Annotated in this window: 17 protein-coding genes; 5 read left to right on the top strand and 12 right to left on the bottom strand. The window is 34.3% G+C overall.

Features of this window, described 5'->3' with window-relative positions; translation table 11 throughout:
• Positions 1 to 6: 6 nt before the first annotated feature.
• The 4 genes from NST63_RS05640 to NST63_RS05625 all read right to left on the bottom strand — a co-directional run bounded on the left by NST63_RS05640 (position 7) and on the right by NST63_RS05625 (position 5,620).
• The gene (locus NST63_RS05640; RefSeq protein ID WP_212944703.1) at positions 7 to 1,263 is read right to left on the bottom strand and encodes an ABC transporter substrate-binding protein; all 1,257 of its coding nucleotides are present in this window, start codon (positions 1,261 to 1,263) and stop codon (positions 7 to 9) included.
• Between the two features lie 120 nt (positions 1,264 to 1,383).
• Positions 1,384 to 2,529 (bottom strand): response regulator transcription factor, encoded by a 1,146-nt coding sequence (locus NST63_RS05635; protein ID WP_212944704.1) that lies wholly within the window; start codon positions 2,527 to 2,529, stop codon positions 1,384 to 1,386.
• Positions 2,522 to 4,195, bottom strand: coding sequence for a sensor histidine kinase (locus NST63_RS05630; protein WP_212944705.1), 1,674 nt, complete (start codon positions 4,193 to 4,195; stop codon positions 2,522 to 2,524). The genes NST63_RS05635 and NST63_RS05630 overlap by 8 nt, the downstream gene beginning before the upstream one ends.
• Before the next feature lie 201 nt (positions 4,196 to 4,396).
• Complete coding sequence (locus NST63_RS05625) at positions 4,397 to 5,620, bottom strand: MFS transporter (RefSeq protein WP_341041545.1); 1,224 nt, start codon at positions 5,618 to 5,620, stop codon at positions 4,397 to 4,399.
• Between the two features lie 621 nt (positions 5,621 to 6,241).
• Here NST63_RS05625 and NST63_RS05620 point away from each other — a divergent pair.
• Both NST63_RS05620 and NST63_RS05615 read left to right on the top strand, forming a co-directional pair.
• Positions 6,242 to 6,733 carry a competence protein ComK gene (locus tag NST63_RS05620; RefSeq protein WP_212944706.1) on the top strand — a complete coding sequence of 164 codons (492 nt, stop codon included), beginning with the start codon at positions 6,242 to 6,244 and terminating at the stop codon, positions 6,731 to 6,733.
• A gap of 174 nt (positions 6,734 to 6,907) precedes the next feature.
• Positions 6,908 to 8,587 carry a methyl-accepting chemotaxis protein gene (locus NST63_RS05615; protein WP_212944707.1) on the top strand — a complete coding sequence of 560 codons (1,680 nt, stop codon included), beginning with the start codon at positions 6,908 to 6,910 and terminating at the stop codon, positions 8,585 to 8,587.
• 171 nt (positions 8,588 to 8,758) lie between these two features.
• Here NST63_RS05615 and NST63_RS05610 read toward each other — a convergent pair whose 3' ends face one another.
• The 6 genes from NST63_RS05610 to NST63_RS05585 form a co-directional block, all read right to left on the bottom strand.
• A complete protein-coding gene (locus tag NST63_RS05610) occupies positions 8,759 to 9,799 on the bottom strand; it encodes a glycosyltransferase family 4 protein (protein WP_071975100.1) in 1,041 nt (346 codons plus the stop codon).
• A gap of 232 nt (positions 9,800 to 10,031) precedes the next feature.
• A complete protein-coding gene (gene csaB / locus NST63_RS05605; protein WP_341041542.1) occupies positions 10,032 to 11,111 on the bottom strand; it encodes a polysaccharide pyruvyl transferase CsaB in 1,080 nt (359 codons plus the stop codon).
• Positions 11,111 to 12,973 (bottom strand): DUF5693 family protein, encoded by a 1,863-nt coding sequence (locus tag NST63_RS05600; RefSeq protein WP_212944709.1) that lies wholly within the window; start codon positions 12,971 to 12,973, stop codon positions 11,111 to 11,113. Before NST63_RS05600 ends, csaB begins: the two co-directional genes overlap by 1 nt.
• Positions 12,974 to 13,244: 271 nt before the next feature.
• On the bottom strand, positions 13,245 to 14,813 hold the full coding sequence (locus NST63_RS05595) for a putative polysaccharide biosynthesis protein (RefSeq protein WP_341041540.1): 1,569 nt from the start codon (positions 14,811 to 14,813) through the stop codon (positions 13,245 to 13,247).
• Entirely contained in the window at positions 14,810 to 15,547 is a 738-nt protein-coding gene (locus NST63_RS05590; RefSeq protein ID WP_212944711.1) for a WecB/TagA/CpsF family glycosyltransferase, read from the bottom strand. Before NST63_RS05590 ends, NST63_RS05595 begins: the two co-directional genes overlap by 4 nt.
• Positions 15,548 to 15,844: 297 nt before the next feature.
• Positions 15,845 to 17,788 carry an S-layer homology domain-containing protein gene (locus NST63_RS05585; RefSeq protein WP_341041538.1) on the bottom strand — a complete coding sequence of 648 codons (1,944 nt, stop codon included), beginning with the start codon at positions 17,786 to 17,788 and terminating at the stop codon, positions 15,845 to 15,847.
• Positions 17,789 to 18,086: 298 nt separating this feature from the next.
• Here NST63_RS05585 and secA2 point away from each other — a divergent pair, with 298 nt between their 5' ends.
• Both secA2 and NST63_RS05575 read left to right on the top strand, forming a co-directional pair.
• Positions 18,087 to 20,438 carry an accessory Sec system translocase SecA2 gene (secA2, locus tag NST63_RS05580; RefSeq protein WP_212944713.1) on the top strand — a complete coding sequence of 784 codons (2,352 nt, stop codon included), beginning with the start codon at positions 18,087 to 18,089 and terminating at the stop codon, positions 20,436 to 20,438.
• 22 nt (positions 20,439 to 20,460) lie between these two features.
• Positions 20,461 to 21,342 (top strand): accessory Sec system S-layer assembly protein, encoded by an 882-nt coding sequence (locus NST63_RS05575; RefSeq protein ID WP_212944714.1) that lies wholly within the window; start codon positions 20,461 to 20,463, stop codon positions 21,340 to 21,342.
• Between the two features lie 70 nt (positions 21,343 to 21,412).
• Here the strand turns inward: NST63_RS05575 and NST63_RS05570 are convergent, their stop codons facing one another.
• The gene (locus NST63_RS05570) at positions 21,413 to 23,977 is read right to left on the bottom strand and encodes a LuxR C-terminal-related transcriptional regulator (protein WP_341041536.1); all 2,565 of its coding nucleotides are present in this window, start codon (positions 23,975 to 23,977) and stop codon (positions 21,413 to 21,415) included.
• A gap of 596 nt (positions 23,978 to 24,573) precedes the next feature.
• Positions 24,574 to 24,741 (bottom strand): hypothetical protein, encoded by a 168-nt coding sequence (locus NST63_RS05565; protein ID WP_341041535.1) that lies wholly within the window; start codon positions 24,739 to 24,741, stop codon positions 24,574 to 24,576.
• Between the two features lie 209 nt (positions 24,742 to 24,950).
• Between NST63_RS05565 and NST63_RS05560 the strand changes: the two genes are divergently transcribed.
• On the top strand, positions 24,951 to 26,255 hold the full coding sequence (locus NST63_RS05560; protein WP_212944716.1) for an S-layer homology domain-containing protein: 1,305 nt from the start codon (positions 24,951 to 24,953) through the stop codon (positions 26,253 to 26,255).
• Positions 26,256 to 26,273: the final 18 nt, after the last annotated feature.

Here is a 26,273-nt window from a genome sequence, read left to right as displayed (position 1 = left end):
TTTAATTTACTTAGATAAGTATTTTTCTGAATCTTTTACCGCCTTATCAAATAATGGCTTTCCATTTTGACCGAGCATAACAGCATTTATGGCAGCCGATAAATTACGATTCACTTCATTCCAATTTTTATTTAATAAAAATGCAGGAGTATTAGTAGCGTTTTCAAGCATAATATAAAATGGCTTATATAGCGCATCTTCCATTACTTTTGTCTCTTCTACTACACTTTTTCTTACAGGTAGATCAGCTGTTCTCATTTTTATCGCCTTTTCAGAGGAGTAAAATTTCACAAATTTCCAGGCCAGTTCTTTTTGCTTTGAATCCTTCGCAATGGATATAGAAGAGGATGAGATTAATCCTTTTACTGGTTTTGACCCAAAGGAAGGCATCATCACAGTACCGAAATCAACTTTTGCATCTTTATAACCTTGAATTGGCCAAATTCCACTAATAAGCATTCCAAGTTTGCCTGATTTAAAAATATCACTTGCACTTTGCTGATTTTTCCCTCCAGTTAATACTGCAATACCGTCTTTTACCATGTCACCATACATTTGGATTGCTTCAATTGTTTCAGTGCTATTCATCACCCCGTCAATTTGCTTTCCATCATCACTAATGAAACTACCGCCATTACTCCATACTAAGCTTTGTAAATCATAAGTATCCGGCTCTGAGGTAACGGAAAATCCGTACTGTTTCTTACTCTTATCTGTTAATTTTTTTGCACTTTCTAAAAACTCGTCCCATGTCCAGCCTTCTTGTGGATATGGAATGTTATATTGGTCAAAAAGTTTCTTATTATAATAAACAACCATAGTAGAAAAACCTGCAGGCATTCCATATAGCTTCTTATCTACCTTCGAATAGTTAAATAATCCCTCATAAAAATCATCCATTTTAATATCTGGGTCCTTCTCCACGTATGAGTCTAAAGGTTCAAGTGACTGATGATAGGTTGTAAAATCCCACATATACATCACATCAGGAGGGTTTTTTGCTCCAAATGAGGCAGCAATCTTTTGATCAAAACCATCACCATAAGCCTCTACTTGCACCTTCACATCTTTATTTTCTTTTTCAAATTCCTTTGCAATATCCTGCTGAATTTTTAACGTATCACCAGTATCCCAAGTAGCAAAACGTAAAATTGTTTTCCCATCCTTTTTCCCATCTCCAGAAGAACTGTTTGAACTACAAGCAGACATAACAAGAACAAATACTGCTACTAACAACGAGAACCATATTCTCTTTTTCTTCATAGGACCCCTCTTTTCTAATTTTTTAACTATTAAAAATATAACCGCTTTCATTTTATATTTAATGAAAGCGGTTAAACACTTCTATTTGTTTGATACTCATTGTACTTTTTAATTGTTTTTTCATTTAGCTTGCCAATTTGTTTGCCCTATATCGTCTTTTTGTTGGATTCGATAATTGGAAGGAGGATAACCTGTACACCGTTTGAACCACTTACTAAAATATTTAGCATCCATAATTCCAATAAGCTCACCAATTTCTTGGATGGTTAATTTCGATTCATTTAAAAGCTGCTTTGCCCATTGAAGACGTTTTTTCTCTATATATGAGTGAATACTTTCACCTGTTGCTCTCTTAAACGATGTACTTAAATGACTCCTACTCATTTTCACTTCTTTAGCAATATCTGAAACGCTCATAGGATTTGATAAGTTTCTAACAATATACTCAATCGCCATGATAATAACATTTGGGCATTCAAATAATAATCCTTCTTTCTGTGCATGGTGAAAAGCTCTTACCACTTTCATCCACTCCTGCATCCCCGATAATGGACCCTCATATATCCAATCCAGTGCTTTTTGTCTCGCTTTCAATTCAATCAGATGACCTAAAAAGGTTTGGTGGAAAGCTTGTTCAATAAAAATGAAAGTATAACTATCATTAACTGATAAGGATACAGAATTCACCGACTTTGGGATAGACTTCAATAATGAAGCAGTAGACTTATATATTAGATAGACATAGAAAGGTTGATTCATCCAACTCCATTCATTCTTGAAGAACAGCTCCAATTGATGGTCAAAGTCACTTTGATCCTCCCTAATCCAAAAATTAAAGGATTCTTGTATATCTGATGCTATGACTTCTTTATTAGATTGGGATAATTCCTGTTGAAAGGAAGTAAGAAAATGGTCTAATTCCGAATCCTCGAATACTGTTTTTAATATATAACCTGAAGCCCCAAGTTTTAATCCTTCCTGTGCATATTCAAAATCTTTATGACAACTCAATAAAAGGATTTTCGTACGTGGTGAGTATGCCTTAATTCTTCGTGCAAAATCAAGACCATTTTCTTCAGGCATCACAATATCCGTTATAACAATATCTGGATGATATTTTAAAAACTCCTCCCATCCACGTTTTCCATTTGGAGCTTCTGAAATTACCTTCATCCCGTAGTGGCTCCAATTAATCGTTGCCCTTAAACCTCGTCGTACGATTGTATCATCGTCTACAATTAATACTTTAATAAGTGACTTATCCACGAGTATCTCTCCACCTTTTTGGCCAAGATATAGAAATAAATGTTCCTTGATTGAGCACTGAATCCGCTCTAATTATGAAATCCTTTCCAAAGTAGATTTGGAATTTTTGTTTTACATTATATAAACCAATCCCACCACGTACATGATCCTCTGGCCGTGTAAATAAAGTATTCAACTTTTCCTGTGACATTCCTTTTCCATTGTCCTTTAAAGATAACCGGAAATATTCACCATTCTCGAGAATCTCTAGTTCAATTATTCCTTCTCCATCCTCAAAAGCATGGAAAAATATATTTTCAAGCATAGGTTGCAATGTCATTCTCGGAATTAACCCATTACTAAGTTTCTCATCCATTACTATTTGAAAATTAAAATGATCTCCATATCTAAGTCTCTGAATAACTAAAAAATGCTCAATTGCCTCTAACTCTTCCTTTATTGAAATAAGTTCAATAGAAAAATTTAAATTACCTTCAAGAACTTTTGATAAATGTAATAGCATTTGTCCAATTTCCTTATTTCCATCTAAGCGTGCCTTCCACTGAATGGTGTTTAACGTATTAAATAGAAGATGAGGGTTAATTTGATAATGGATCGCCTTCATTTCAGCTTCACGTTTCATCAATTCTTTTTGTTTAATCTCTTCCATTAATTGTTTTATCTTATCAACCATTCGATTAAAGTGAAAACTAAGTTTACCAATCTCATCTTTTGTATGAATGGAGAGTTTTGTATCGAATATCCCTTTACTTACTTCATCAATTGCAAACTTTAAATTTAAGATTTTCTTTGTAAACTGATTGGAAAAAATAAAGGAAAGCATTGACGCCAGTAGAAATGAGATCCCAATTCCTATTAAAACAATTTTAAAAATCACTCGTGACGATTGATAAAATTTATCTCTAGGAACCCGAATTTCAACATTCCAATTATTAATGTTTGTCTGTTCTTTCCAAATAATATCATCTTTCCTAGCTGCTTCTTTAGAAGTAGAGTGGTAAAGTGATTGTCCCAATTCATTTTTAATTTCAATTCTTGAATGGAGATCTTTTTCAAGTACCTTCATTAACTCAAATAAATCATCCACATCGGTTTCTATTAAAAGATATCCATTGTTTAATACTCCATATGAGAATTTTAATGGCACAATTAAACCCAATACATGTTTTGGATTATTATCCTTGTAATGTGTAGGCTGATAGATCCCAATACTAGGATTTCCACTCCAAACACTACGCTTCCATATTTCCTGTTTCTTAAATAAATCAAATTTAAAATCATAGCCCCCATAAAAATACCCTGATGAAGTGATTACGTATATCCCACGAATATTCGATTTTTTATGTGCCTGCAACAGCCTTTCTAAATTATTCATCTCCTTAAAATCTGAGTACGTTTTGGGTTCCTGATGCTTCAAATTTACTGCTGTACTATCCGCTAAGTATTGTTGTATAGCAGATGATCCATAATACATATCTACTAAAATTTGATCTAATTGAGTTTTAATTTTCTCCCCTGCAAAGTGGTTATAATTTGCTAATTTTCCATTAACAACTTTAGAAGACTGTAAATATGAAATAATTCCTAGTGTTAGTAAAGGAACCAGTGCAACAATTAAAAACATAATAAATAATTTTTTCTGTGTGCTAAGCCTATTTATCAACACTTATGTCTTTTTCCTCCTTCAGAAAACCTTATAAAAACAATACCTTATTCCTAAAATTAAAAAAAGATATAATATTTTAAAAATGGTCGCTATAAAAAAGAGTTTCTCAATAACCTATATGCGGTCAAAGAGAAACTCTAATCATTTATTCAGAAGCTATATTATTTCCATGTCTTTTAAATTAATAGAAATGACATACTCTTATACACTATCCTTAGAGATTTCCATTTTTTTTGGTACTGCTTTATTGTAAAGTGGCAAGATAAACAGCACTCCGATAATAAATAGTGCAGCTGAAAGTTCGAACATTGTAACGATTGTCCATTGATCCTTAAGGTATCCTGCCATACTCATCGTCACTACCATTGATCCCGTGAATAATGGGCTCAGTGTACCATTTACCCGTCCGATATAGTCGGAATCTGTATTTTGTAAAATCATCGTATTGATCCCAATCTGTATACTCGGCATGAAGAAACCACACATAAATTCTACAATTAATGTTACCCAAAGAAGAGTGGATGCCCCAATAATGCTCATACCAATCGCATTAGCTAACATCCCCATCATCAATAGTCTTTGAGGAGGCGTTGTTTTTGAAAATATCATTGAAAAGATCCCACCTAAGATCATCCCGACACCGTTTACCATTAGGAGCCATTGAAGATTTTCTTTTGGCAGGCTTAATCGCTCAGTAACAAGAAAAATATTCAGTGGTTGAATTAAACCAATTCCTAAGCCAGCTGCCATAAAACAAATTCCTAATAGCTTTAATTCTCTCTTAGCTAATACATACCGAATTCCACTCTTCATTTCTTCCCAAAGAGTAGTTGTTTTTTCTCCCTTCTCCATAGAATGGTCTGCTGGAATTAGTGTTAGGGCAGCAGCAGATAGTAGAAAAGCAATACCCGTTATCATTATTGAAATATCAATCCCAAATTGTTGGAAGACAAAGGTTCCTAGTACTGGACCTAAGATCATAAAAATGGCAAAAATGGTTTGATAGATGGACATAGCTGATTGAATCAATTCCTCTTGCAGATGCATCTTAAAGAGTTTCATCCCTGATGGTTGTGAAAATTGTGAAAGGATGGCTGAGATGAGTGTAGCAAAGAATACTGCCTTCCAAGTACCAAATACTAGTGCAAGAATAACTGCAAAGATGGACACAGCACTTAAAAAATCACACCAAATCATAGTTTTTTTCGGCTTCCAACGATCTGCAAATGTTCCTCCAATAAATGAGAAAATAAAAATTGGTGCAAATTCTGCAACTGAGATCATTGAAACAGCTAATGCATTCCCATTAGTTTTCTCCATAACGAATAAAAGAACTGCAAAGTTTCTAACCCAAATTCCAACCTGTAAAAATAACGCTGATACAAATATCGCACGAACAAATCTATTTTTTAATAATTGTCCCATAGGATTCTCCTTTTCTTATTTCATTTTTTCCCTTTTTGATAATGGCTCTTTTATCAAGTTATTGTTGCCATTTATAAAAATCTTATCTCATAGTTAATGGTTGAAGACCATCAACAACTTCATATACGAAAACAGTATTGACTATTTAATATTCATAAAGACTCCTTTCATAAAACAACCTCATACGCATTAGGATTTTGTACTAATAGAGCACAGTAAAAAACCCCTTATCTGCATTTTTTGCGATAAGAGGCCGTCTAGAACCATAAAAGGACATTTGTACAGATCAAACGATCTGATAAACTGTACAATTCTTTTTTAGATTAAAAGCATAGACTAATCCCATTATCAAAAAATGCATCGTAATATTAACGAATGTTTTCAAAAAATAGGATTAGTTATTCATCGCCCTTTGGTTCACTCCTTTTTTATTAGTGTAAACAGTTTAACTGATTCTTTTCTATTTTTCAATAGCAGATAAATAATTTTTTTAAATAATGAATTATTTTATAAATCATAAATCCAATATACAAGAGTGTGAAAATTCTAATAAATATATGGATTTTCATGGAAATTACTAGTATAATAGAACTATTAATTTTACCAAGGAGGGATTTATAGGTGATTAAAAAAGTTGATTATACTATCTCTAGCTCCACTATGGCACTTGAACCAATAGATAAAGGGGGATTCCTTACTAAGGTTTATGATGAAAGTGGAATCATTTTAAGTACTAATTCTCCCCTCGAGTTACTTATAAATGCCTGCCATATTAGAGATTCTAATTATCACTGGCGAATAAACATTGTTAAAAAGACATTATCCTTTTATAAAAAAACTCCGTTAGTTATTTGTCCAATTGAATCGATTTATGCATTTCCAACCACCTCTCCCCAAGAATATCACTGCCAATGGATTTTTCCGGAACATATTGATGAATATGTAATGAAAATGGGCCGCCCAGTTATTATTTTCGATAATGAACTAGAAATGGACCTGAACTGTCAAATGCGCATCCTAATAGAACAAATAGATCGTGCCAAAAAGTGTATCACTCATTTTCGTTCCTTATTGCAAAAAAGCTTTATTCACATATTATATAGAAAAAACTAACCAAAAAATACCTATATCAACTACCGATGAAGGCAGATGATACACCAAGATCCCTTTAACCCATTTTTTTACTCAGACACAACCTTTTTCCTATGATGTTTGACATGTCTATGGTACTATTATTTTGGTATATTTTTAATTTTTTAAATAAATATGCATCTAGGAGGAGTACATATGCGTAGCTTAAAGGGAAAAATCATTGGTGGTTTTAGTATTATTGTGGCCCTTTGTTTAATTTTAGGTATGTTCAACTATATTTCTATAATGGAAAATAATAAAAAAACCGATAAGATTATTTCTAAACAACTTCCACTTCTAACCGCTAATAATAATCTAAAATATAATATCTCCCAAAGAATTTCAGCTGCAAGAGGATATATTTTATTTGATGATGTAAATTATAGAGTGGAGTTCGATCAGTATACGGAACTTAGTAAAGATTTTCAAAATGAAATTCTAAAGTTGACCAACTCAAAGGAAGAAAAAGAACTAATCAATAGAAGCGTTAGTTGGCAGAAATCCATTGAAGATGAAGTGTTCAAAGTATATGATTCTGGAGACAAGGAAAAAGCATTAGAAAGTTTTAAAAATAAAATTACTCCTGAAGGAAATTTAATCATATCGGGATTTCTGCAGTTGTCTACTAATCAGGAAAACGCCATTCTGAAAAATGGGAATATTGCCATTGATTCTGGAAAGAACTCTTTAAATTTAAGTATGATCGTATTAATTATCATCATTATTCTGTCTATCATCATATCTTTAGTCATTTCAAGCTCTATTACAAAACCGATACTAAAAGTGGCAAAACGAATGAAGCTAATTACTGCTGGTGATTTAACTAGTCCTGACATTAAAACAAAAGCAAAAGATGAAGTGGCCCAATTAACCAAGAGCGTCAATGAGATGAATGAACAGCTGCGGCAGTTTGTCACAGAAATTTCAACTGCATCAAAAACTGTTTCACAGCAAAGTGAAGAATTAACTCAAGCATCTAATGAAGTCGTAGAAGGTAGTAAACAAATTGTTTCAACCATGCAGGAATTATCTGCAGGTGCAGAAGTACAAGCCGGTTCTGCCTCTGAACTTTCCGAATCTATGCATACTCTATCGAAAAAAATAAATTTAGCCAAAGAAAATGGAATGTATGTATCAGAGACTTCTCAGAAAGTACTTTCGCTCACAGAGGAAGGAAATCAAGCAATGAACTCTTCCGTGGAAAAAATTCAGTTAATAAACAACACCGTCAAAGAATCAGTGAATAAAGTTACTGTATTAAAGGAACATACACAAAGCATTTCGGAATTAATTTTAGTGATTAAAGAAATATCAGACCAAACTAATTTATTAGCCTTAAACGCTTCAATTGAAGCTGCCCGCGCAGGTGAACATGGTAAAGGGTTTGCGGTCGTAGCGAATGAGGTTAAAAATTTAGCTGAACAAGTAAATGTCTCAATTTCAAATATCACTGCTATTGTGACAAATATTCAATCAGAAACAGAAAACGTGACAGAGTCATTAATGCAAAGCTATCAACAGGCGGAACAAGGGGCAAAACAAGTCAATCAAACTGGCGAAACTTTCAATAAAATTAATCATTCAATCCAATATGTAGGCAAAAAAATGCAAGATATATCAAATGATATTAATGATATTGCTCAAAATAATGAAAAACTTAACATAGCGATATCCAATATCGCCTCCGTTTCTGAGGAGGCAGCTGCAGGAATCGAGCAAACATCAGCTGCGGCGGAACAATCAAGCAGTACACTAGAAGAAGTTTCAACACATGCCGGCAAGCTAGCAGGCCTAGCAGAAGATCTTAATACATTAATTCATAAATTCAAAATATAGAATTTTCCCTAAAGAAAAGTATCATGAATGAATAAAAGGATAATCTAAAAGGTCCATCCCCTTTTTGGATTATCCTTTTCCTTTTAATAGAACGTTCCCTAACAATGATTCACACGAGTTTATCTATAGTAATTACAAAAAACCTCTACAATATGTAGAGGTTTTAAAAAATTACGATCGATTTCTTATGAACTTTATTAACGGTTTATAATCCTTGCCGATTAAGCCGATACTTTCTACAAACAGTTCAATCGCAATAAGCATGACTGCAATGAAGATAAATGATCCCCACATTGTTGCCATTGTGAAAATAAATGCAGCTAAACCAAACATGGCAGCTAATGCATAAATAATAAGTACAACTTGACGGTGAGAAAAACCGATTCTTAATAAGCAGTGATGCAGATGTGATTTATCAGGAGCGCCAATTGGCTGTTTATTAACAATCCGGCGAATAATCGCAAAGAATGTATCCGAAATCGGAACACCTAATATAATAACTGGAATGATCAAAGAGATAAATGTCAGACTCTTGAAGCCTAATAATGATAATACAGAAATAATAAAACCTAAAAATAATGCTCCCGTATCACCCATAAAGATCTTAGCAGGATGAAAATTATACAATAGAAACCCGAGCGTACTTGCTAAAACAATAGCAGCCATAATAGCAATACCAAGATTCCCTTGTAAGATTGCCATTCCACAAATTGAAATAAGTGCGATAGATGATACACCTGCTGCTAATCCATCTAATCCATCAATAAGGTTTATCGCATTAGTAATTGCAATGATCCAAATGATCGTAAACGGTATACTGAATATTCCAAGCGATAATGATCCACCGAAAGGCAGGTTGATAATATCAATATGAAGACCTCCCCAAAGGACAACTACTAGGGCTGCAATAATTTGACCAAGAAGTTTTACTTTGGCTGAAAGCTCCTTCATATCATCAAGAACACCAGTAATTACAATAATTAAGCTTCCGATAATGATCGGTAAGGTGTATTTCTGTTCTGGACTTAAAATCAACATTCCAATAATAAAACTAATAAATATCGCTAATCCACCTAATCGTGGCATAATTTTTTGATGAACTTTTCGATAATTTGGTTTATCTGTCGCGCCAATTTTTATAGCGAGTTTCTTTACTAAAGGAGTTAGTAAAACCGAACTTATAAAGCATATAAATATCGTTAAGTAGAGCATTTAAATCCTCCTTGAAATTAGCGTACCCATTTATCCACTCAAAAAAACTGGGATAATCCTACATAAATAATTTATTTTCAATACACCAATTTGTTTACAAGTTTAATGATTTCTTCTAGTCTATAATTCTACTCTTATCCAATCATACGGATTATATCATAAAATATTTGAATAGAATAGTAGACATTATAAAAATTAAAATAAATGTAAAAAAAGCTCCAAATATGGAGCTTTATTTCGAATGAAAGACATCAATTGCAGACTTCGCAACATGAATGGCCTCTTCCTTTAATGGTTCAACAATTTCAATCAATTTCTTTCGTTCATTATTTCGCTGTTCTAACATTCGTTCCATTTCGGTAAATACTGTCTCATCATCCCATCCTGTATCTTTTACATGACCTAGTACTGGTTGTTTCACCCTTGAAGCAAATGCATCAATTTTGGGGTCATAGGAAAGAGCTATAAAAGGTGTATAGGTAATTGCTGCAAAAATTAAGGAATGGAGTCGCATACCGAATAGTAAATCGGATTTACCAATCATATCAATTTTTTCCTCAATTGAGGCATCATAAGGATAAATACTACTTTCTTGTTTCATTAATCCTGCTACTTCTTGTGAAGCAAGATCATCATGTTTTCCATGCATCGGTATAAATAATACACCCACTCCATTTTCAACACAACGATCCAATGCTAAGGCAATTTTTTCCTTATAGTGATTTTCTGTTGGCCAATCACGGACACTTACACAAATTAATGATTCTGGAAATGATCGCTCTTGGAGCCAAGTGTTTTTTACTTGGCCTATTGAAAGACCCATGACCGGATCTGGAACGATCGAAATTTGCTTACTAATACCAATGGAGCGTAATAATTCTTTAGACTCCTCGTCCCTAACTGTAATTTGTTCTGCTTTATTTAACGCGCTTTTTACTATCCATTTACTATATGATTTATTAAATGGTCCCATACCTTGTGAATAGACAAAAACAGGTTTGTGAAGCCATTGTGCAATTTTCATAATCCCGGAATAGTAAGGTACACTTCTGAAGCCTGTTTCATCTTGAAGTAGGCTTCCACCTCCACTAATAAGACCATCGGCTGACTTTAATGCATTGATTATTTCTTTTAATTTCCATCTGTTGACAGCCTCAACATCGTATAACTTCGCTGTGGAATCAGGGTTATTAGATAACACAGTTATTTTTATCGATGGGTCTTGAAGCCTAAGCGCTTGGATAATAGAAAATAAAATGGCTTCATCCCCTACATTATTAAACCCGTAATAGCCTGAAATAACCACTTGCATTACTTCCACCTCAATTTAAAAACCGTCCTAATATATTTATAAATAAATGAGAATACAACTATGAAAATAACTCCTACAATAAATCCTAATACTAAACTATAAGCACTTCTTAAAAGGGAGACATACAATGGTATGTGCAAATGTGTAAAGGTATTAACCAATGATAAAAACCCAATTACACCAGGAATAAGGAAAAACAAACCGACTTTTTTATTAAATCTCATGATATGCAGACCTAATAGATAAATTGGAAAACCAATTAAAAATTCTTTCGTTCTAGGTCGAACATATAATGTTTCCTCAATTAATTGTCTAATTTTCAGCTCAATAGAACTAACTGAACCTTCATTTCCAGTACGACTCAAGTAATAATATGCGACACCTGCTAAGACAATTAAAACAGCCACATGCCAATAACGAATATTCGTTACGAGTAATTTTTTGATATTTCCCCACAGTGCGTAAACAACCATAAATAGGATAGGTAAAATATAGAGTAGTTTAACCCCTCTAAACACCTGAATTTTGACTAAATATTCATTGCCATTTAAGATCGACACGACTATAAATATTCCGATTAAACTGATAATCGCTGCACGCAAATAGGAAAGAATGATATCTTTAAATGAACGAATTTCCTTCTTCGGTACAATAGCAAAAATCGGAGTAATAACGGCAATAACTAAAGCAAATACTTGGGCTAATAGATGACTATTAGTAAATAATGCTCCAATTGCACCAATTAAACCAAGAACACCAATGACAAATGCCCAGCGTTTATTGAATACAACAAAGGCAGCCAATGTTGCAAATAAAACACCTGCTAAGAAGGCTACAGACTTAGACCAGAATGGTGTATTAATATGTTTAAATGGCTCTGCAATCCCCGCATGAAACTTCCCAGGCATTTTTTCATGTACATCTGTTAAAAATGACGTTGTTTCCTTCAATACATCCTTCGGTTCACCCGTTTTTAGATGCATGTAAATGGCACGTATATTTCGTTCCTTAACCGCACGCACAACACGATCAACACTTGCCACGTTTGATTGATCATCTAAATTAATACTATGAAGTCGAATAACATTATAATCAAAAGTATGTGCTACACTCGCAAATCCCTTTTGATCAGCAAATTCAATACCCAAAACTGAGTATTCATTTTCTTTAAATTTCGTAGACCAATTTGCAATAGCTTTTCCATTCGGGAACCCTAATACTTCGTCTCCTAAAAATAAAAAGCTCTTTGACTTATCATCTTTCATTGAAGTAACTTGGTCTACTACAAATTTATTATTTTCATCTATTTCATTAGAGATACGTGGAACCACTTTAAAATCATGTGACTTAAGCTTTTGGATAACATCCTCATTAAACCCTAATGGGATATCATCAAGCTTTTTACTATCCCCTGGGATAAAATAAAATGTTCGATCATCCACTTTAACCTCTTTAATATCTTCAAAAACCTTTTGAATACTAGAAAGATATGTTGAATCAGGATCGACATAAACAAAGATCCCATTCTTTTTAAATTCACGATTTCCATTCACATCTATATGATCAAATAGCATTTTTTCTGCCATTGCTTCTTTACTGATAATTGACAATTGGCCATTTTCTTCTAAACTCTTTAACGTTTCTGGTTCAACACTTAGGGATTCAAGTCCCGCTTTCCTTAATTCATCATAAACATGATCTTCTTTTAATGTTGGATCATTATCAACTAGTTCCTTAATTTCATCATTCGGGACAATCATTTCGTATGTATTATTATCCCATTCTGTTGTAAAACGTGAGTAAATCGCTGGAACATTTAATAGAAGAAAGATAATAAGAACGATCCATAACCATTTCTTCAACCCATTCACTTCCTCTCTATTTGTAAGACTGTGTTAATGTTACTTTTCACATGTAAAAGCTTTGCGCTATTTTTATTTTGCGCTTATTCATTTAACAAAGCCTTCTGCAAAAGCAATATGTGGCTAAGCTTAAAAGAGACACCAGTATAAAACTGATGTCATACTTTTTCCACCTTTTATCCGCTTTAGGTAAAAATTATATCATAAATTGTCATAGTAAATATCCACATTTTTCTACATTTTTCTAGAAATATTTATAGTTTGTTCCAATTTATTGATTCATTGCTTTTTTAAAAAACTTACCAATGATTGGAAATGAGCTTAATTCCTCACGATCAATCGCTTTTAGCAAAATCAATAAAATAGCATAAATAAGTCCACCGATAACAATGGATCCGCCTAAATATAGAAGAGCGGACATTCTTCCCCAATCAGTAATTTGAAGATATAAGGTTGGCACCCCAACCACTGCTCCCATAACAATGGAGGAAAGAATACTTACTAATGTCTTTCTATTCCATAATGAAAAAGAGACATTTTTCATAATTAAATGAGTATTGATAAAGAATATAACGATGTAAATAAGCAAGGTTGATATACCCGCTCCAGTTAATCCGAAGTATTTAACAAATACAATATTTGTTATTACTTTTGCCAAAACGCCAATTATTATTATAATAGCGGCTTGCTTGGCCTTATTCATCCCTTGTAAAATTCCTGTACCAAGCACTGTTAATGAAGTAAATACTGAACTAAAGTTAATAATCGCGAGGACCATACTTCCTTCAGTATTTTTAAAAAGGGCAAGGTTAAGTGGAAGCGTTAAAGCCAATAATCCAAAGGCTGCTGGCCATGAAACTATATTGGTTAACCAATGGGCTCTGCCAATAATATTACTCGCTTGTGCTCTTTCATTATTTAAAAGCTTACTAGTAATTAAAGGAATTAATGGTAAGACAATTGATGAGGAGAACACAGTCGCAATTTGGACCAATGACAATCCGCGGCCATATATACCATATAGATAGGTAATTTCCTTCTCTGAATCGCCAAATGATCGTAAACTGAATGGAATGGTAATAGAATCAACAAAATTCAGTAATGCCATTGTAATAGCTCCAATACAGATTGGGATGGATATTTTAAGAATTTGTTTTCCTATCTTTTTAAAGTCATCGTATGTGTATTTTACTTCTGATGTTGGTTTTATCGAGTCACGGGCAAATTTAGAACGCAAGTAAATAAGTGAAAGTAGGGCACCTATTGGTGATCCAATCATGATTCCACCTGCTATCACTTGATTTGTATAATGCTGTTGTACAAATATATATGCAACAACTAGAATAAATCCAACACGGACTAATTGTTCCAATACTTGTGATATAGCTGTTGGTCTCATATCCTCGAAGCCTTGATAGAACCCTCGGTACACAGCCATATATGGTGCGATTAACAGTGTTGACGCAACAATTAGTAAGGATAAACGAGTATCCTGTCCACCTAAAACATGTGCAATCGGTCGTGAAAATATGGAGATAAATGAAAAACTAATTATCCCGAATAAAAACGCCAATATACCTGCTGTTACAAATATATTTCTAATATCAGTTTGGCTCTGATTTACTCTAGCTTTCGTAATCAACTGTGAAATGGCTATAGGAATACCCGCAACAGAAAGGGTCAATGCAACCATATATACTGGATAAACTAATGAAAAAATTCCTAATACTTGATCTCCAGCAATATTCTGTAACGGAATTCGAAAGATGCTCCCTAAAATTTTTGAAACTAAAGTAGCAATGGATAAAATTAATGTACTTTTAATAAAAGACTGATTCATTTTCTCCCCTTAACCTTTTGTCCATAAATTTTCATAACGAAATGCGGAAGAACAAGCATCCTCTTCCATCTCGAAGGTTGCTTTACTAAGCGATAAAACCATTCAAGATTTAATTTTTGCCAAATCTCAGGAGCCCTCTTTACTTCCCCTGCTAATGCATCAAATACTCCACCTACACCGATAAAAATACCTTTATTAAAATTAGCTATATGTTGTGCAATCCACTGCTCTTGGCGTGGGAGCCCTAAAGCAACTAAAACGATATCAGGTTGAAGACTTTCCACTTCTTCAGCTATTTGATTATGATTCCAATCAAAATAACCATTATGGGATCCGACAATATTTGCATTCGGATAATTAGTATTAATTTTATTGACTGCTTTTTCAAGTACTTCTTGTTTAGCACCAAGTAAGTAAATTCGGTATCTATGCTCATTTGCTAAGCTTAAAAGATCCATCACCGTATCATAGCCTGTAACCCGCTCCGGTAAAGGCTGGTTTAAAATCTTTGCTGCTTTTACAACACCAATGCCATCAGCAACAATATAATTTGCTTGCAAAATTGTGTCCATATAATTTGAATCTTCATTTGCCTTCATGACAATTTCAGGATTTGCTGTTACAACAAATGTCTTCTGTTCAGATTCAATTCTTTGCTTTAATAATTGAACAAAATCATTTTGATTCGTATGGATAAAAGGTACACCTAGGATGGTTACCTGCTTATGATTCATGATAATTCTCCTTGCTTCGTCAAGTTTCGATATCATTCATTACTATAACACAAAAGGGATGTAACAAATAGATGTTACATCCCTTTTTTAAAATACAAAATTTACGAGTTTTTGTTCACAGATTTTCAGGAGCTTATATCTAGTCTAGCTCCTGGACCCGTCAGCTTGCGCTAGCCGATTGTTCTTTATGGCTGTTTTCGTATAGTTTATTGCTTTTTTAAAAGCCCAACTGCCGGTTTTACACCAATTAGTTAAACTTTATTAGAATAGCAACAATTTTTGAGAAAAGAGCCTTTTTTATTGAGCAATAGGAGCTTGAATGACATTATTCCCATAGCTTCCGTTTCTGTATACATATACTTCCTGAGCATTTCTAAAATCACTTTGATCAGATAAGATTTTAAACCATGTACCTTCAGCATTGGTTACAGTATCTTTAATGATGATACCAGCACCAGTATTCGGATATGAATATACCTTATTTTGTGCACCTGTTGTTGCATCAGTTCTAACGTTCACACCTGGTGCAGTCGTTACACCTAAAGCATATTTATTTCTTTCATTGCCACCTAAATATTGATCAATTCTAAACATATGTCCTGCTGTTTTTTGTCCCCAATACGGATCAGACGCATAGCGTAAGTTCATACCTGCCGCTTTATTCCCTGGCATTGCACCACGATACTGTACTCCACTCGGGTTCACATATCTCTCTGACAAAAATTTCCCTGCATGATCAATTGATTCGGCAAAACTTGAATATTTCTCACCACTGTCTGGAGCAGTATCATATACTTTAATTCCAAACAAATTATTTGTCTTCTTCGCAATCTCACTTGTTCCCCAGTTACTTTCATGAATGGCTAAAGCAAATAAATACATTGCATTAATTCCATATTTGCTCTCAGCTTTTTTGAATTCTGTTCCTAAAGTGGCAAGCGGGCTTCCTGCTGGCCCATTAGCTACTACATAACGATTTAAATCTTCTGCAGTGTAGGTTGTCTCTGTACTAATAGGTAGTAGATTAAAATATTGATACGCTACTCCTACTTTTGTTCCTTGTACATTATAGAATGTATGACCATCCCAGCTATAATATTTGCTTCCAGAATTTAAAAAGCTAGGAGCAACACCATATTCATAGGATGCATAAGTATCTTTTAACGGATTGTAAATGGAATGTCTTAATGTTCCATTTGCAGTTACCTCATAATAAGAACGTCCTTTTTCAAGGATACTTGGGATAAGTTTAATTTCGTCCTTTTTCGCATAACCAGTCATGCCTGCAATCGCTACCTTAACCCAGTTTTCTCCTCCATCAAAATATTCTAATTCAGTGCCTAATACTGCATAGGAAATATCGGATTTCAGACTTTCGCTACTATATATAGAAGCAACCGTATTATTTATAACTGCAATCCCACTTTTCATCCATACAATGGTGTTTCCTTTTAGCACTACTTGATTACCAGTTGCATTACTCTTAGCAGTGTCGAAAGAATCATAGCCTTTGATAATCGTAGGCGTTCCATCAGAAGATAGATTCGCTACTTGATAATCTCCAACCGGAGTAGTCGGTGTCTCTGGTTCTGTTGTCGATTGCTCAATTTTATTTAACATCCGATTAAGAACAGCAGCAGTTTGACCACGTGTTGTTTTTACCTTCGGACCAAATTTATTTCCATCAAGGCCGCCAAAAATCTTCAATGCGACTAATCGTTCAATAGCCCCACGATATTGTTTATTAATTTGATTTGTATCAATAAACGTTAGTGGTTTACCTTCTGCAATAATACCCTTTGTTGATAAAGCACGGTCAGTCATAACCGCCATTTCTTCTCTGGTAATCGCAGCATTTGGTTTAAATGTGCCATCAGGATATCCACCTACGATCCCCGCTTTTGCAGCGATTTGAACTACATCTGAATACCAATCCCCTAATTTCACATCTTTAAAATTAGATTCATTCAGTTCTGCGATGGATAGATCAGCTTTATTATATTTATCTAATTCCAATGTCCTAACAACAAAAGCTGCATATTCTGCTCTTGTTACTGACTTATCAGGCTCATATTTATTAGGAGCTGTTCCTTTTAATATCCCCTTATTAATTAAAGCCCGCATATCACTTTCAAAATAATGCCCCGTAATATCATCACTTGCAGCAAAGGCTGGAAGTGAGAATGATACAATCATGATGATTGAAAACATACATAGGACTAAGCTTTTCACGGATTTCATCCATCTACCTCCTAAAATATTATTTTGTCTATTTATTAATCTATCAGAAATGATCGACAGATACTAGATTCATTTGACATAATTCTACTTTCATTACCAGTAAATTCAACTTATCTCTACTTCAACCATTTGTGGTATAATACTCATATGTGCGTGTTCAAGGAAGCGAAAGGATAGAATTTGCTGTTGTCGAAATACGCCAAAATACTTGTTCTAACGGGTTTGTGCGGAAAATTCTTCAGCTTTATCCTCACTTTTTGAACAACCTCGTTATAGTAATTTTGAGGGGAGACCATTCATGATTTCTTATCTAAAAAAAACATTTGGAAGTCAACATGAAAAAACGTTAAAAAAATATAATAAACTGGTTAATCAAATAAATGACATTGAACCTGAAATAGAAAAATTATCAGATGATGAATTAAAAAATAAAACGATTGAATTCAAAAAGCGTTTATCAGAAGGTGCAACCATTGATGACATTAAAGTAGAAGCATTTGCTACCGTTCGTGAAGCATCTAAAAGGGTGTTAGGGATGCGCCATTTTAATGTGCAATTAATTGGTGGGCTTAGTTTACTTGATGGGAATATTTCTGAAATGGCAACGGGTGAAGGAAAAACACTTGTGCCTTCTTTACCAAGTTACTTACGAGCTTTGGAAGGCAAGGGCGTTCATGTTATTACAGTGAATGAGTATCTTGCTAAGCGGGATAGAGAAATCACTGGAAAAATCCTTGAATTCCTTGGTTTAACAGTTGGATTGAACCTTTCTCAAATGACCCCATTGGAAAAACAGGAAGCTTATAATGCAGATGTAACATATGGAATCGGGACTGAGTTCGGATTTGACTATTTACGTGATCATATGGTGATGGCCCCAAATCAACGAGTTCAGCGTCCATACCATTTTGCAATAATTGATGAGGTCGATAGTGTCCTTATCGATGAGGCAAAAACTCCACTTATTATTGCAGGGAAGACGTCATTAAACTCTGAACTATTTTATGTATGCTCACAATTAGTCAAAAGATTCAAACTAGATAAAGACTATACCTTTGATCCTGAATCGAAAGCAACGAATTTTACCGATGAAGGTGTTAATCGTATAGAAAAATCATTTGGAATTGATAATTTATATGCTATTGAGCATCAAACTCTCTATCATTACATGATTCAGTCCTTAAGAGCAGAAGTCATTTTCCGTAGAGATGTCGATTATATCGTTCAAGAAGGAAAGATTGAATTAATCGATATGTTTACTGGTAGAATCATGGAAGGTAGAAGTTTAAGCGATGGCTTACATCAAGCAATTGAAGCCAAAGAAGGTTTAAAACTTACTGATGAAAATAAAATGCAAGCTACCATTACGATTCAAAACTACTTCCGTATGTATCCAATTCTTTCAGGGATGACTGGTACAGCGAAAACCGAAGAAAAAGAATTTCAACAAATTTATGGTATGGATGTTATTCCAATTCCAACTAATCGACCGAAAATCCGTGTTGATAAAAATGATTTAGTTTACGATACGATTCAACATAAATATGAAGCGCTAACGAAGGAAGTTAAGAAAATTCATGAAAATGGACAACCTATTCTAATTGGAACTGCCTCAATTGAACAATCAGAATTAGTTGCAACCTATTTAGACAAAGCTAAGCTTCCTTATCAATTATTAAACGCAAAAAGTGTGGAAAAGGAAGTCCAGCTTATCTCAATTGCCGGGCAAAAAGGGCAAATCACAATTGCAACCAATATGGCTGGACGAGGTACGGATATTTTGCTAGGTGAAGGGGTTGCCGAACTTGGCGGTTTATATGTAATCGGTACTGAAAGGCATGAAAGTAGACGAATTGATAATCAATTAAAAGGGCGTTCTGGCCGTCAAGGTGATCCAGGGGCAAGTCAGTTTTTTATCTCGATTGAAGATGAAATCGTACAGCGTTTTGCTGCCGATCAAGTAGAAAAGCTTCAAAAATCACTACAAACAGATGAAAACGGGTTGATTATGAATAAAAACATACACGACTTTATCGATCGAACACAGAGAATGTGTGAAGGTAGTAACTATTCTGCACGTGAATACACATTAAAACTTGATGATGTTGTGAATGAACAGAGAAATATCATTTATTCTATTCGCACTAATGTGTTAGAATCAGAAAACACTGTAGATTTACTAAAAAAATCTCTCCAAAGTGCAACCGAACACATTCTCCAAGAAGCTGAAGAATCAAATAGTGAAATGAATGATCTGAATGAACTTAGAGCAAAGATTAATCGTTTATCACTTCAGCATCTACCAGAATTTGAAGATGGTTTTGACTACAGTGAAGTGAAAGGGATCATTTTAGAGAACCTACAATCAACCCTTAAACAGATTGATGAAAGCTTTAATGAACACAGTGATCTTCACCCATTAGTCAAAGACCGTACATTAAGAATTATCGATGAGTATTGGGTACAGCATCTTGAGTCAATGACAAGATTAAAAGAAGGCATAGGTTTACGTGGTTATAGTCAAGAGGACCCTATCCGTACTTACCAAAAAGAAGGTTTAGAGGTTTTCACTCATACGTATTACCGTATTGAGAAAGAAATGAGTGAATATGCTATCATTTTAATAAACAGCTTTTCTACACCAGAATAATATTTTTGTAGGAGGAACCCCCATGTTCTTTATAGGAAAAAATAAAAAAAGAGGGCGAGACAGTGTTGTTTCGTCTAGTGATCTACTTAATGAAGAGGTAACCGATCAAGCTAATATGGAAGAAGAAATAGAAACAGAGCTTTCCATTTTACCTGGATCAAATATTTCTCAAGAAAGAGAATATGTACTTCGTTTCCTTAACAACGAATGTGCACCGTTAAAGCCTAATCAAGTCTCACTTTCAGGTGTGGAAATTAACAGTGATTCAGCAGAAAATTTAATTGTTACTGCCTTTGTAAGAAGTAGCTTAAATAAGTCAATTACCTTCCAATCTGTCCCTCTCATTCTATTAGGGAGTGAAGGAGAAGTATTAGGCAAAAAGACCTTTGATCTAGGTGAAATAGGTGAATTACCACCAAAAAGTAGCCGTCCATGGGATTTTGTCTTTACTAAAAAGGACCTTTTCACTGATTCTGTACCTAAAGATGGATGGAAACTTGCATTTGAAATCAAGAAACCACATTCTCTTGACTTAGCAAAAAGCTGGGAACAAAGCCTTGCTGAGGAAGATAAAGAGAAGTTAAAACAATTATTAAACACAGTCCAACCACCTAAGCCTGGTGAGGTAAACTTTATGGGAATTCAGGCCAATATTAATGAAGAGGGTAATTTACATATTACTTTGCTTATTCGAAATGGTTCTGATAAGAATATTCAAATTCAACAATTGCCACTGACTGTAGAAGATGCAACAGGTGAAATTATTGCACAAGGTGGATTTAAACTAGAGGATTTTGAAGTAAAGGCAAATACAAGTAAACCTTGGACATTCATTTTCCCTAAATCATTAGTAACAAAGGAACAACCAGATCTATCTACTTGGAAGGTTCAACCGCCTAAATAAATAATATAAATTAAACAGGTGCCTGTCACTATCCTTTAATAGGATATGTCGACAGGCACCTTTCCTTTTTCTAATAATCAATTAATCTTAATTCTTTCGCTCGGATCAAGGCTTGGGTTCGGCTCTTTACCTGAAGCTTAGAGTAGATTTTATGATTATATAATTTCACCGTTCCTACGGTAATATACAAGGCTTCGGCTATTTCTTTATTGGTCAGTCCTTTTTCAAGGAGCTTTAATACTTCTAATTCTCTATTTGTTAAGTCATCCAAATAAGGAAGATCTGTTTTTACAACCACTTCATCGATAGAATCATGTTCAAATTTCGATAGAATCTTCGAGCAATACTCCTTAACTGCTTGATCTGTAGAAACTATCTTTTGAAAATCACATAATAGCTTCTTCATATGAGTACCTTCATCTAGGAACAAACGGAGATAACCTTCTTTCATCCCAAGCCTGATCGCTTGATTAATAATAGTAAAGGCTTTTGAACGATTTCCCTCTTCAAAATGGATTAATGATTGTAAAATCATTAATTCAATGAAGATCGCAAGTCTATTTTCTAATTCTACTTGTTTTATTAATGGCTCGATTCGTTTCAATGCTTTAGTCCTTTTTCCTGATGCTCGAAGCACTCTAATCTGATTGATGCTGATCATTCCTGTATCAGGCATTTGTTCTAATTTCTCCATCAACTCTACCGCCTTATCAACCCTCCCCTCTTCAAGCATTATTTTTATCTTAAAACCAGTTATAGTTGTTCTCCAGTGACGATCTGTTATTGAATTCTCTAATTGTTGAATCATTTGCCACATTTCATCATCATTATTTAATGCCCTTTTCATACGTGCATAGAGCAGAGAAGATGGAACAAGAATGCCTAAATTCCTATGTTTCTTTCCAATATAAATGCCACGTTTTGCAAAATACTGAACCTTATCCAGTTCATCCCATTCATAATGAATGGCACCTAATACAACGGCTCCAAAACCTACAATTGGGAGTCCGCTATTTTTCCATATCTCGCGCAGTTTCCCGTAAAGAGTACAAGTAGATGCTAATTGTCCACCGAGTGCAATATCACTTCCAAGAACATTCCATTCAGGAGATAGAATTTCTACTCCCATATGATAAAATTCACTATATTTAGGAAGCATTTTCGCCGCAGTTGTCATGTGCTTTATACATTCGTCCCCTTTCTGCTCAAGAAGGGCAATATATCCTCTTAAAACATGTAATTCAATCAGAAACTTTTCATATAAAGATTCTTCCATTTTGAGGATCAATCGATCTACGAAAGTCAAATATGTATGTGCATTTTCCCACATTTTCTGAAGGGCTAATGTCCAGGAATAAATAATACATAAATAAGGACTATTTTCAATCCAATCATTAGGAAATAGGTTAAGAAGGTGCGCAAGTTCATTGTATTCTCTGTTCTTTAATAATGAAGGGGCAAGATTCCATAAAAATTCTGTTGCTTTATCTAGATCATTTGCTTGAACGGCATGATTGACTGCCTTCGAAAGATAGCCTTGAGTATAAAACCATGTATACGCTCGACGGTGTAAATGAACAATATTCCCTTGGTATTTATTAACTAATTGATGATAAAAAAACTCCCTTAATAAGGAATGAAGTCGGAACCATTGATTGTTTCTTTCTGGAATGAGTTTAATCATTTCTTTTGAAGAAAAAAGAAGCTGCAAATACTCTGCAGAATCGTTTTTTAAGGTAACTGCTTCGCAAAGAGAGCAGGATAGTTCATCTAAGATAGAAACTTCTAGCAAAAAGTTGCGAACAGAATCATCTAGGTAATCAAACATTTCCTCGATTAAATAACTATATATATATGGATGTCTCCCCGAAAACTGATCTTTTTCATAAAGCATAGATCGATCTTCCATAAGGGCTTGAGCAAATAAGTTCATACTTATAACCCATCCCTCTGTTTTATTTTCTAATAGCTGAAGCTCTAGTTCATTTAAAGGGAGTTTTTTTAATATATGGTAAAACTGCTTGAATTCAATCCCTTTAAAACGCAATTCCTCCTTCGAGATTTTTACCATTTTTCCTGTATACTTAAGCCTTTTTAATGCAGGGAGATTTTCCGTTTTAGTGATTAAAATGATTTTCAAATTACTAGGAATGAATTCTAATAATGATGCAAAGGTTTGTTGAATTTGTGGATGATTCATCAAATGAAAATTATCGATCACTAAACAAAGTTCACTTGAAAACATTGCGATTTCATTTATACATGACTGAAATATTTTCTCTAATACTGGAGGATTTGGTGAATAGAGAAGGTTTCTTGACTTTAGCCCAAGTTTATCATCAATTATAGCTAAAGCACTAAGCATATATTCCAAAAAAGTTTCTGGTTTATTATCCTCTAATCCTATTGAAATCCAAGCGACCGGCAATTGGATGGTTTTTACCCATTCACTAACTAATGTAGTTTTCCCAAAACCAGCAGGAGCTCCTACCATAATCACATTTTTATCTATAGCATGATTCAACAGATTATGTAAGTGGGGTCTTGGCAGGATATTTGCTTGATTCACTGGAATTTGAAGTTTTGTAACTAAAATAGAACGAGTCTCCCCAAATTGATCATTTCTACTTTTCAAGTCCACTCCCTCCCCTATGCTCATCAAAAGCTTTGTACTAATTATAGTATAAAATATTCATTTTTTAGAATTTTTTTATACTATAAAGCTCTTTACTTTAACATTGTTGTTATATAAGAGGAAAGTTTGAATCAATAAGAGGTAACCTTTGTGAACGATTGTGTACCCGGAAGCGGGAATTCAACTCTGCACGGGAACCTTTGTCAGCGATTCATTACCCGGAAGATGGTATTCAACTCTGTTCGGGAACCTTTCTGACCAATTCGTTACCCGGAAGATGGTATTCAACTCTGTTCGGGAACCTTTCTGAACGATTCGTTACCCGGAAGATGGTATTCAACTCTGTTCGGGAACCTTTCTGAACGATTCGTTACCCGGAAGATGGTATTCAACTCTGTTCGGGAACCTTTCTGAACGATTCGTTACCCGGAAGATGGTATTCAACTCTGTTCGGGAACCTTTCTGAACGATTCGTTACCGGGAAGGTCGCAATCATCTCTGTTCGGGAACCTTTCTGAACGATTCGTTACCCGGAAGATGGTATTCAACTCTGTTCGGGAACCTTTATGACCGATTCTTTACCCGGAAGATGGTATTCAACTCTGTTCGGGAACCTTTCTGACCGATTCTTTACCCGGAAGATAGAATTCACCTTTACACGGGAACCTTTGTGCGCGTTTCATTACCGAGAAGATGGAAATCACCTGTGCACGGTAACTAATGAGAGGGTTTGATTCACCTGAAGGTAGAAAATACCGATTCATATAGCTAGTCCCCTATCATTCCACGAGAAAAGAATTAAAAACTCTTAAGACCTCTCTGAATCCTTTATTTGGTGTAAAACATATAGTTGGGCTTTGACAAAAGCAACAAACTATAAAATTATATTTCTGTATTTTTAAAAAATTAGAGGACTTTAGTACTTTTGTCGCGAAATATTACATTCGAATCTATTATATAGGGGGAGATATTTTTGAGAAAAAGAATATGTAGCAGTTTATTTGCTTTATTGCTTATGGTAGGTATGCTTTGTTCCCCATCTTATGCTTCTTCAAAACAAAAATTGGATTATCTTGCCTTAGGAGATTCCTTAGCCGCGGGTCAAACACCTAATAAAGGAATAGATAAAGGATACGCTGATTTTCTAGCCCAGCAACTCGATGAAGTTCAATTATTAGGAAGCTTTGATAAAAGATTCGCTGTGCCAGGATATACAACAACGAATGTTCTAGAGGATATTCAAAATAATATAAGCAAACCCGATTTATCTGGGAAAGAAGCAAATATCCAGAAGATGATTGCCGATGCCGAAATCATTACGATTGATGCAGGTGCAAATGATTTATTAAAAGAGATAAAAGTAGATTTTTCTAAAGGTACTTTAGAATATGATCCTGAGAAATTAAAAGCAGCCATTACAACTGTTGGAACAAATACCGTTCAAATCATTAATCAAATTCGTGAGCTAAACTCCAACGCTAAAATATATGTCATGGGATACTACAACCCATTTCCAAATCTATCTAAGGAACAGACTACACAGCTTTTACAATTATTACAATTATTAAATACAACCATTCAAGAGGCAACAGAAAAATTTGGTGCCATCTATGTGGCAACGGCAGAGGAATTTAATGTACATGCAAAAGACTATCTACCAAACCCTGCAGATATCCACCCTAATAAGGATGGCTATCTTGTTATAGCAAATTCTTTTTGGAAATCATTTGAAAATAATGGACAAACGATATCGTTTAAAGATACAGTGCCAAGTTGGGCAGCTGATGAAGTGATCTATTTAGCACAAAAAGGGATTATTGCAGGATATGATAATGGAAAATTTGGTGCTAACGATCTTATTCAGCGTGTACATTCTGGTTTATTAATCAAACGATCCATTATATTTGACGACACCATTGCTCCTGATCCAAACTATAAGGATGTAACCAAGAATACCTATGGCTATACTACCATTGCAAAATTAACTGAAAAAGGAATCTTCTCCGGTAATAATGGCTATTTCTATCCAAGTCAATCATTAACGAGAGGAGAAATGGCAAAAATTTTAGTAGAAGCATTCCACTTAAAGGGCTCACTTCAACATACTTTTAATGATGTAAATAAACACTGGGCAAATGAATATATTATGATTTTACAAGCAAATCAAATTACCCAGGGATATCCTGATGGATCATTTAAACCTAATGAGAAAATTACTCGTGCTGAATTTTCAACCATGCTTGCCAGGATGATGAATACGGATTTTAGAACAAAATAAACAAAAAGGGCTGAAAAT

The organism is Heyndrickxia sp. FSL W8-0496 (assembly GCF_038007825.1).
Classification (GTDB): Bacteria; Bacillota; Bacilli; order Bacillales; family Bacillaceae_C; genus Heyndrickxia; species Heyndrickxia oleronia.
This window is presented reverse-complemented; position numbering and strand designations above follow the sequence as displayed.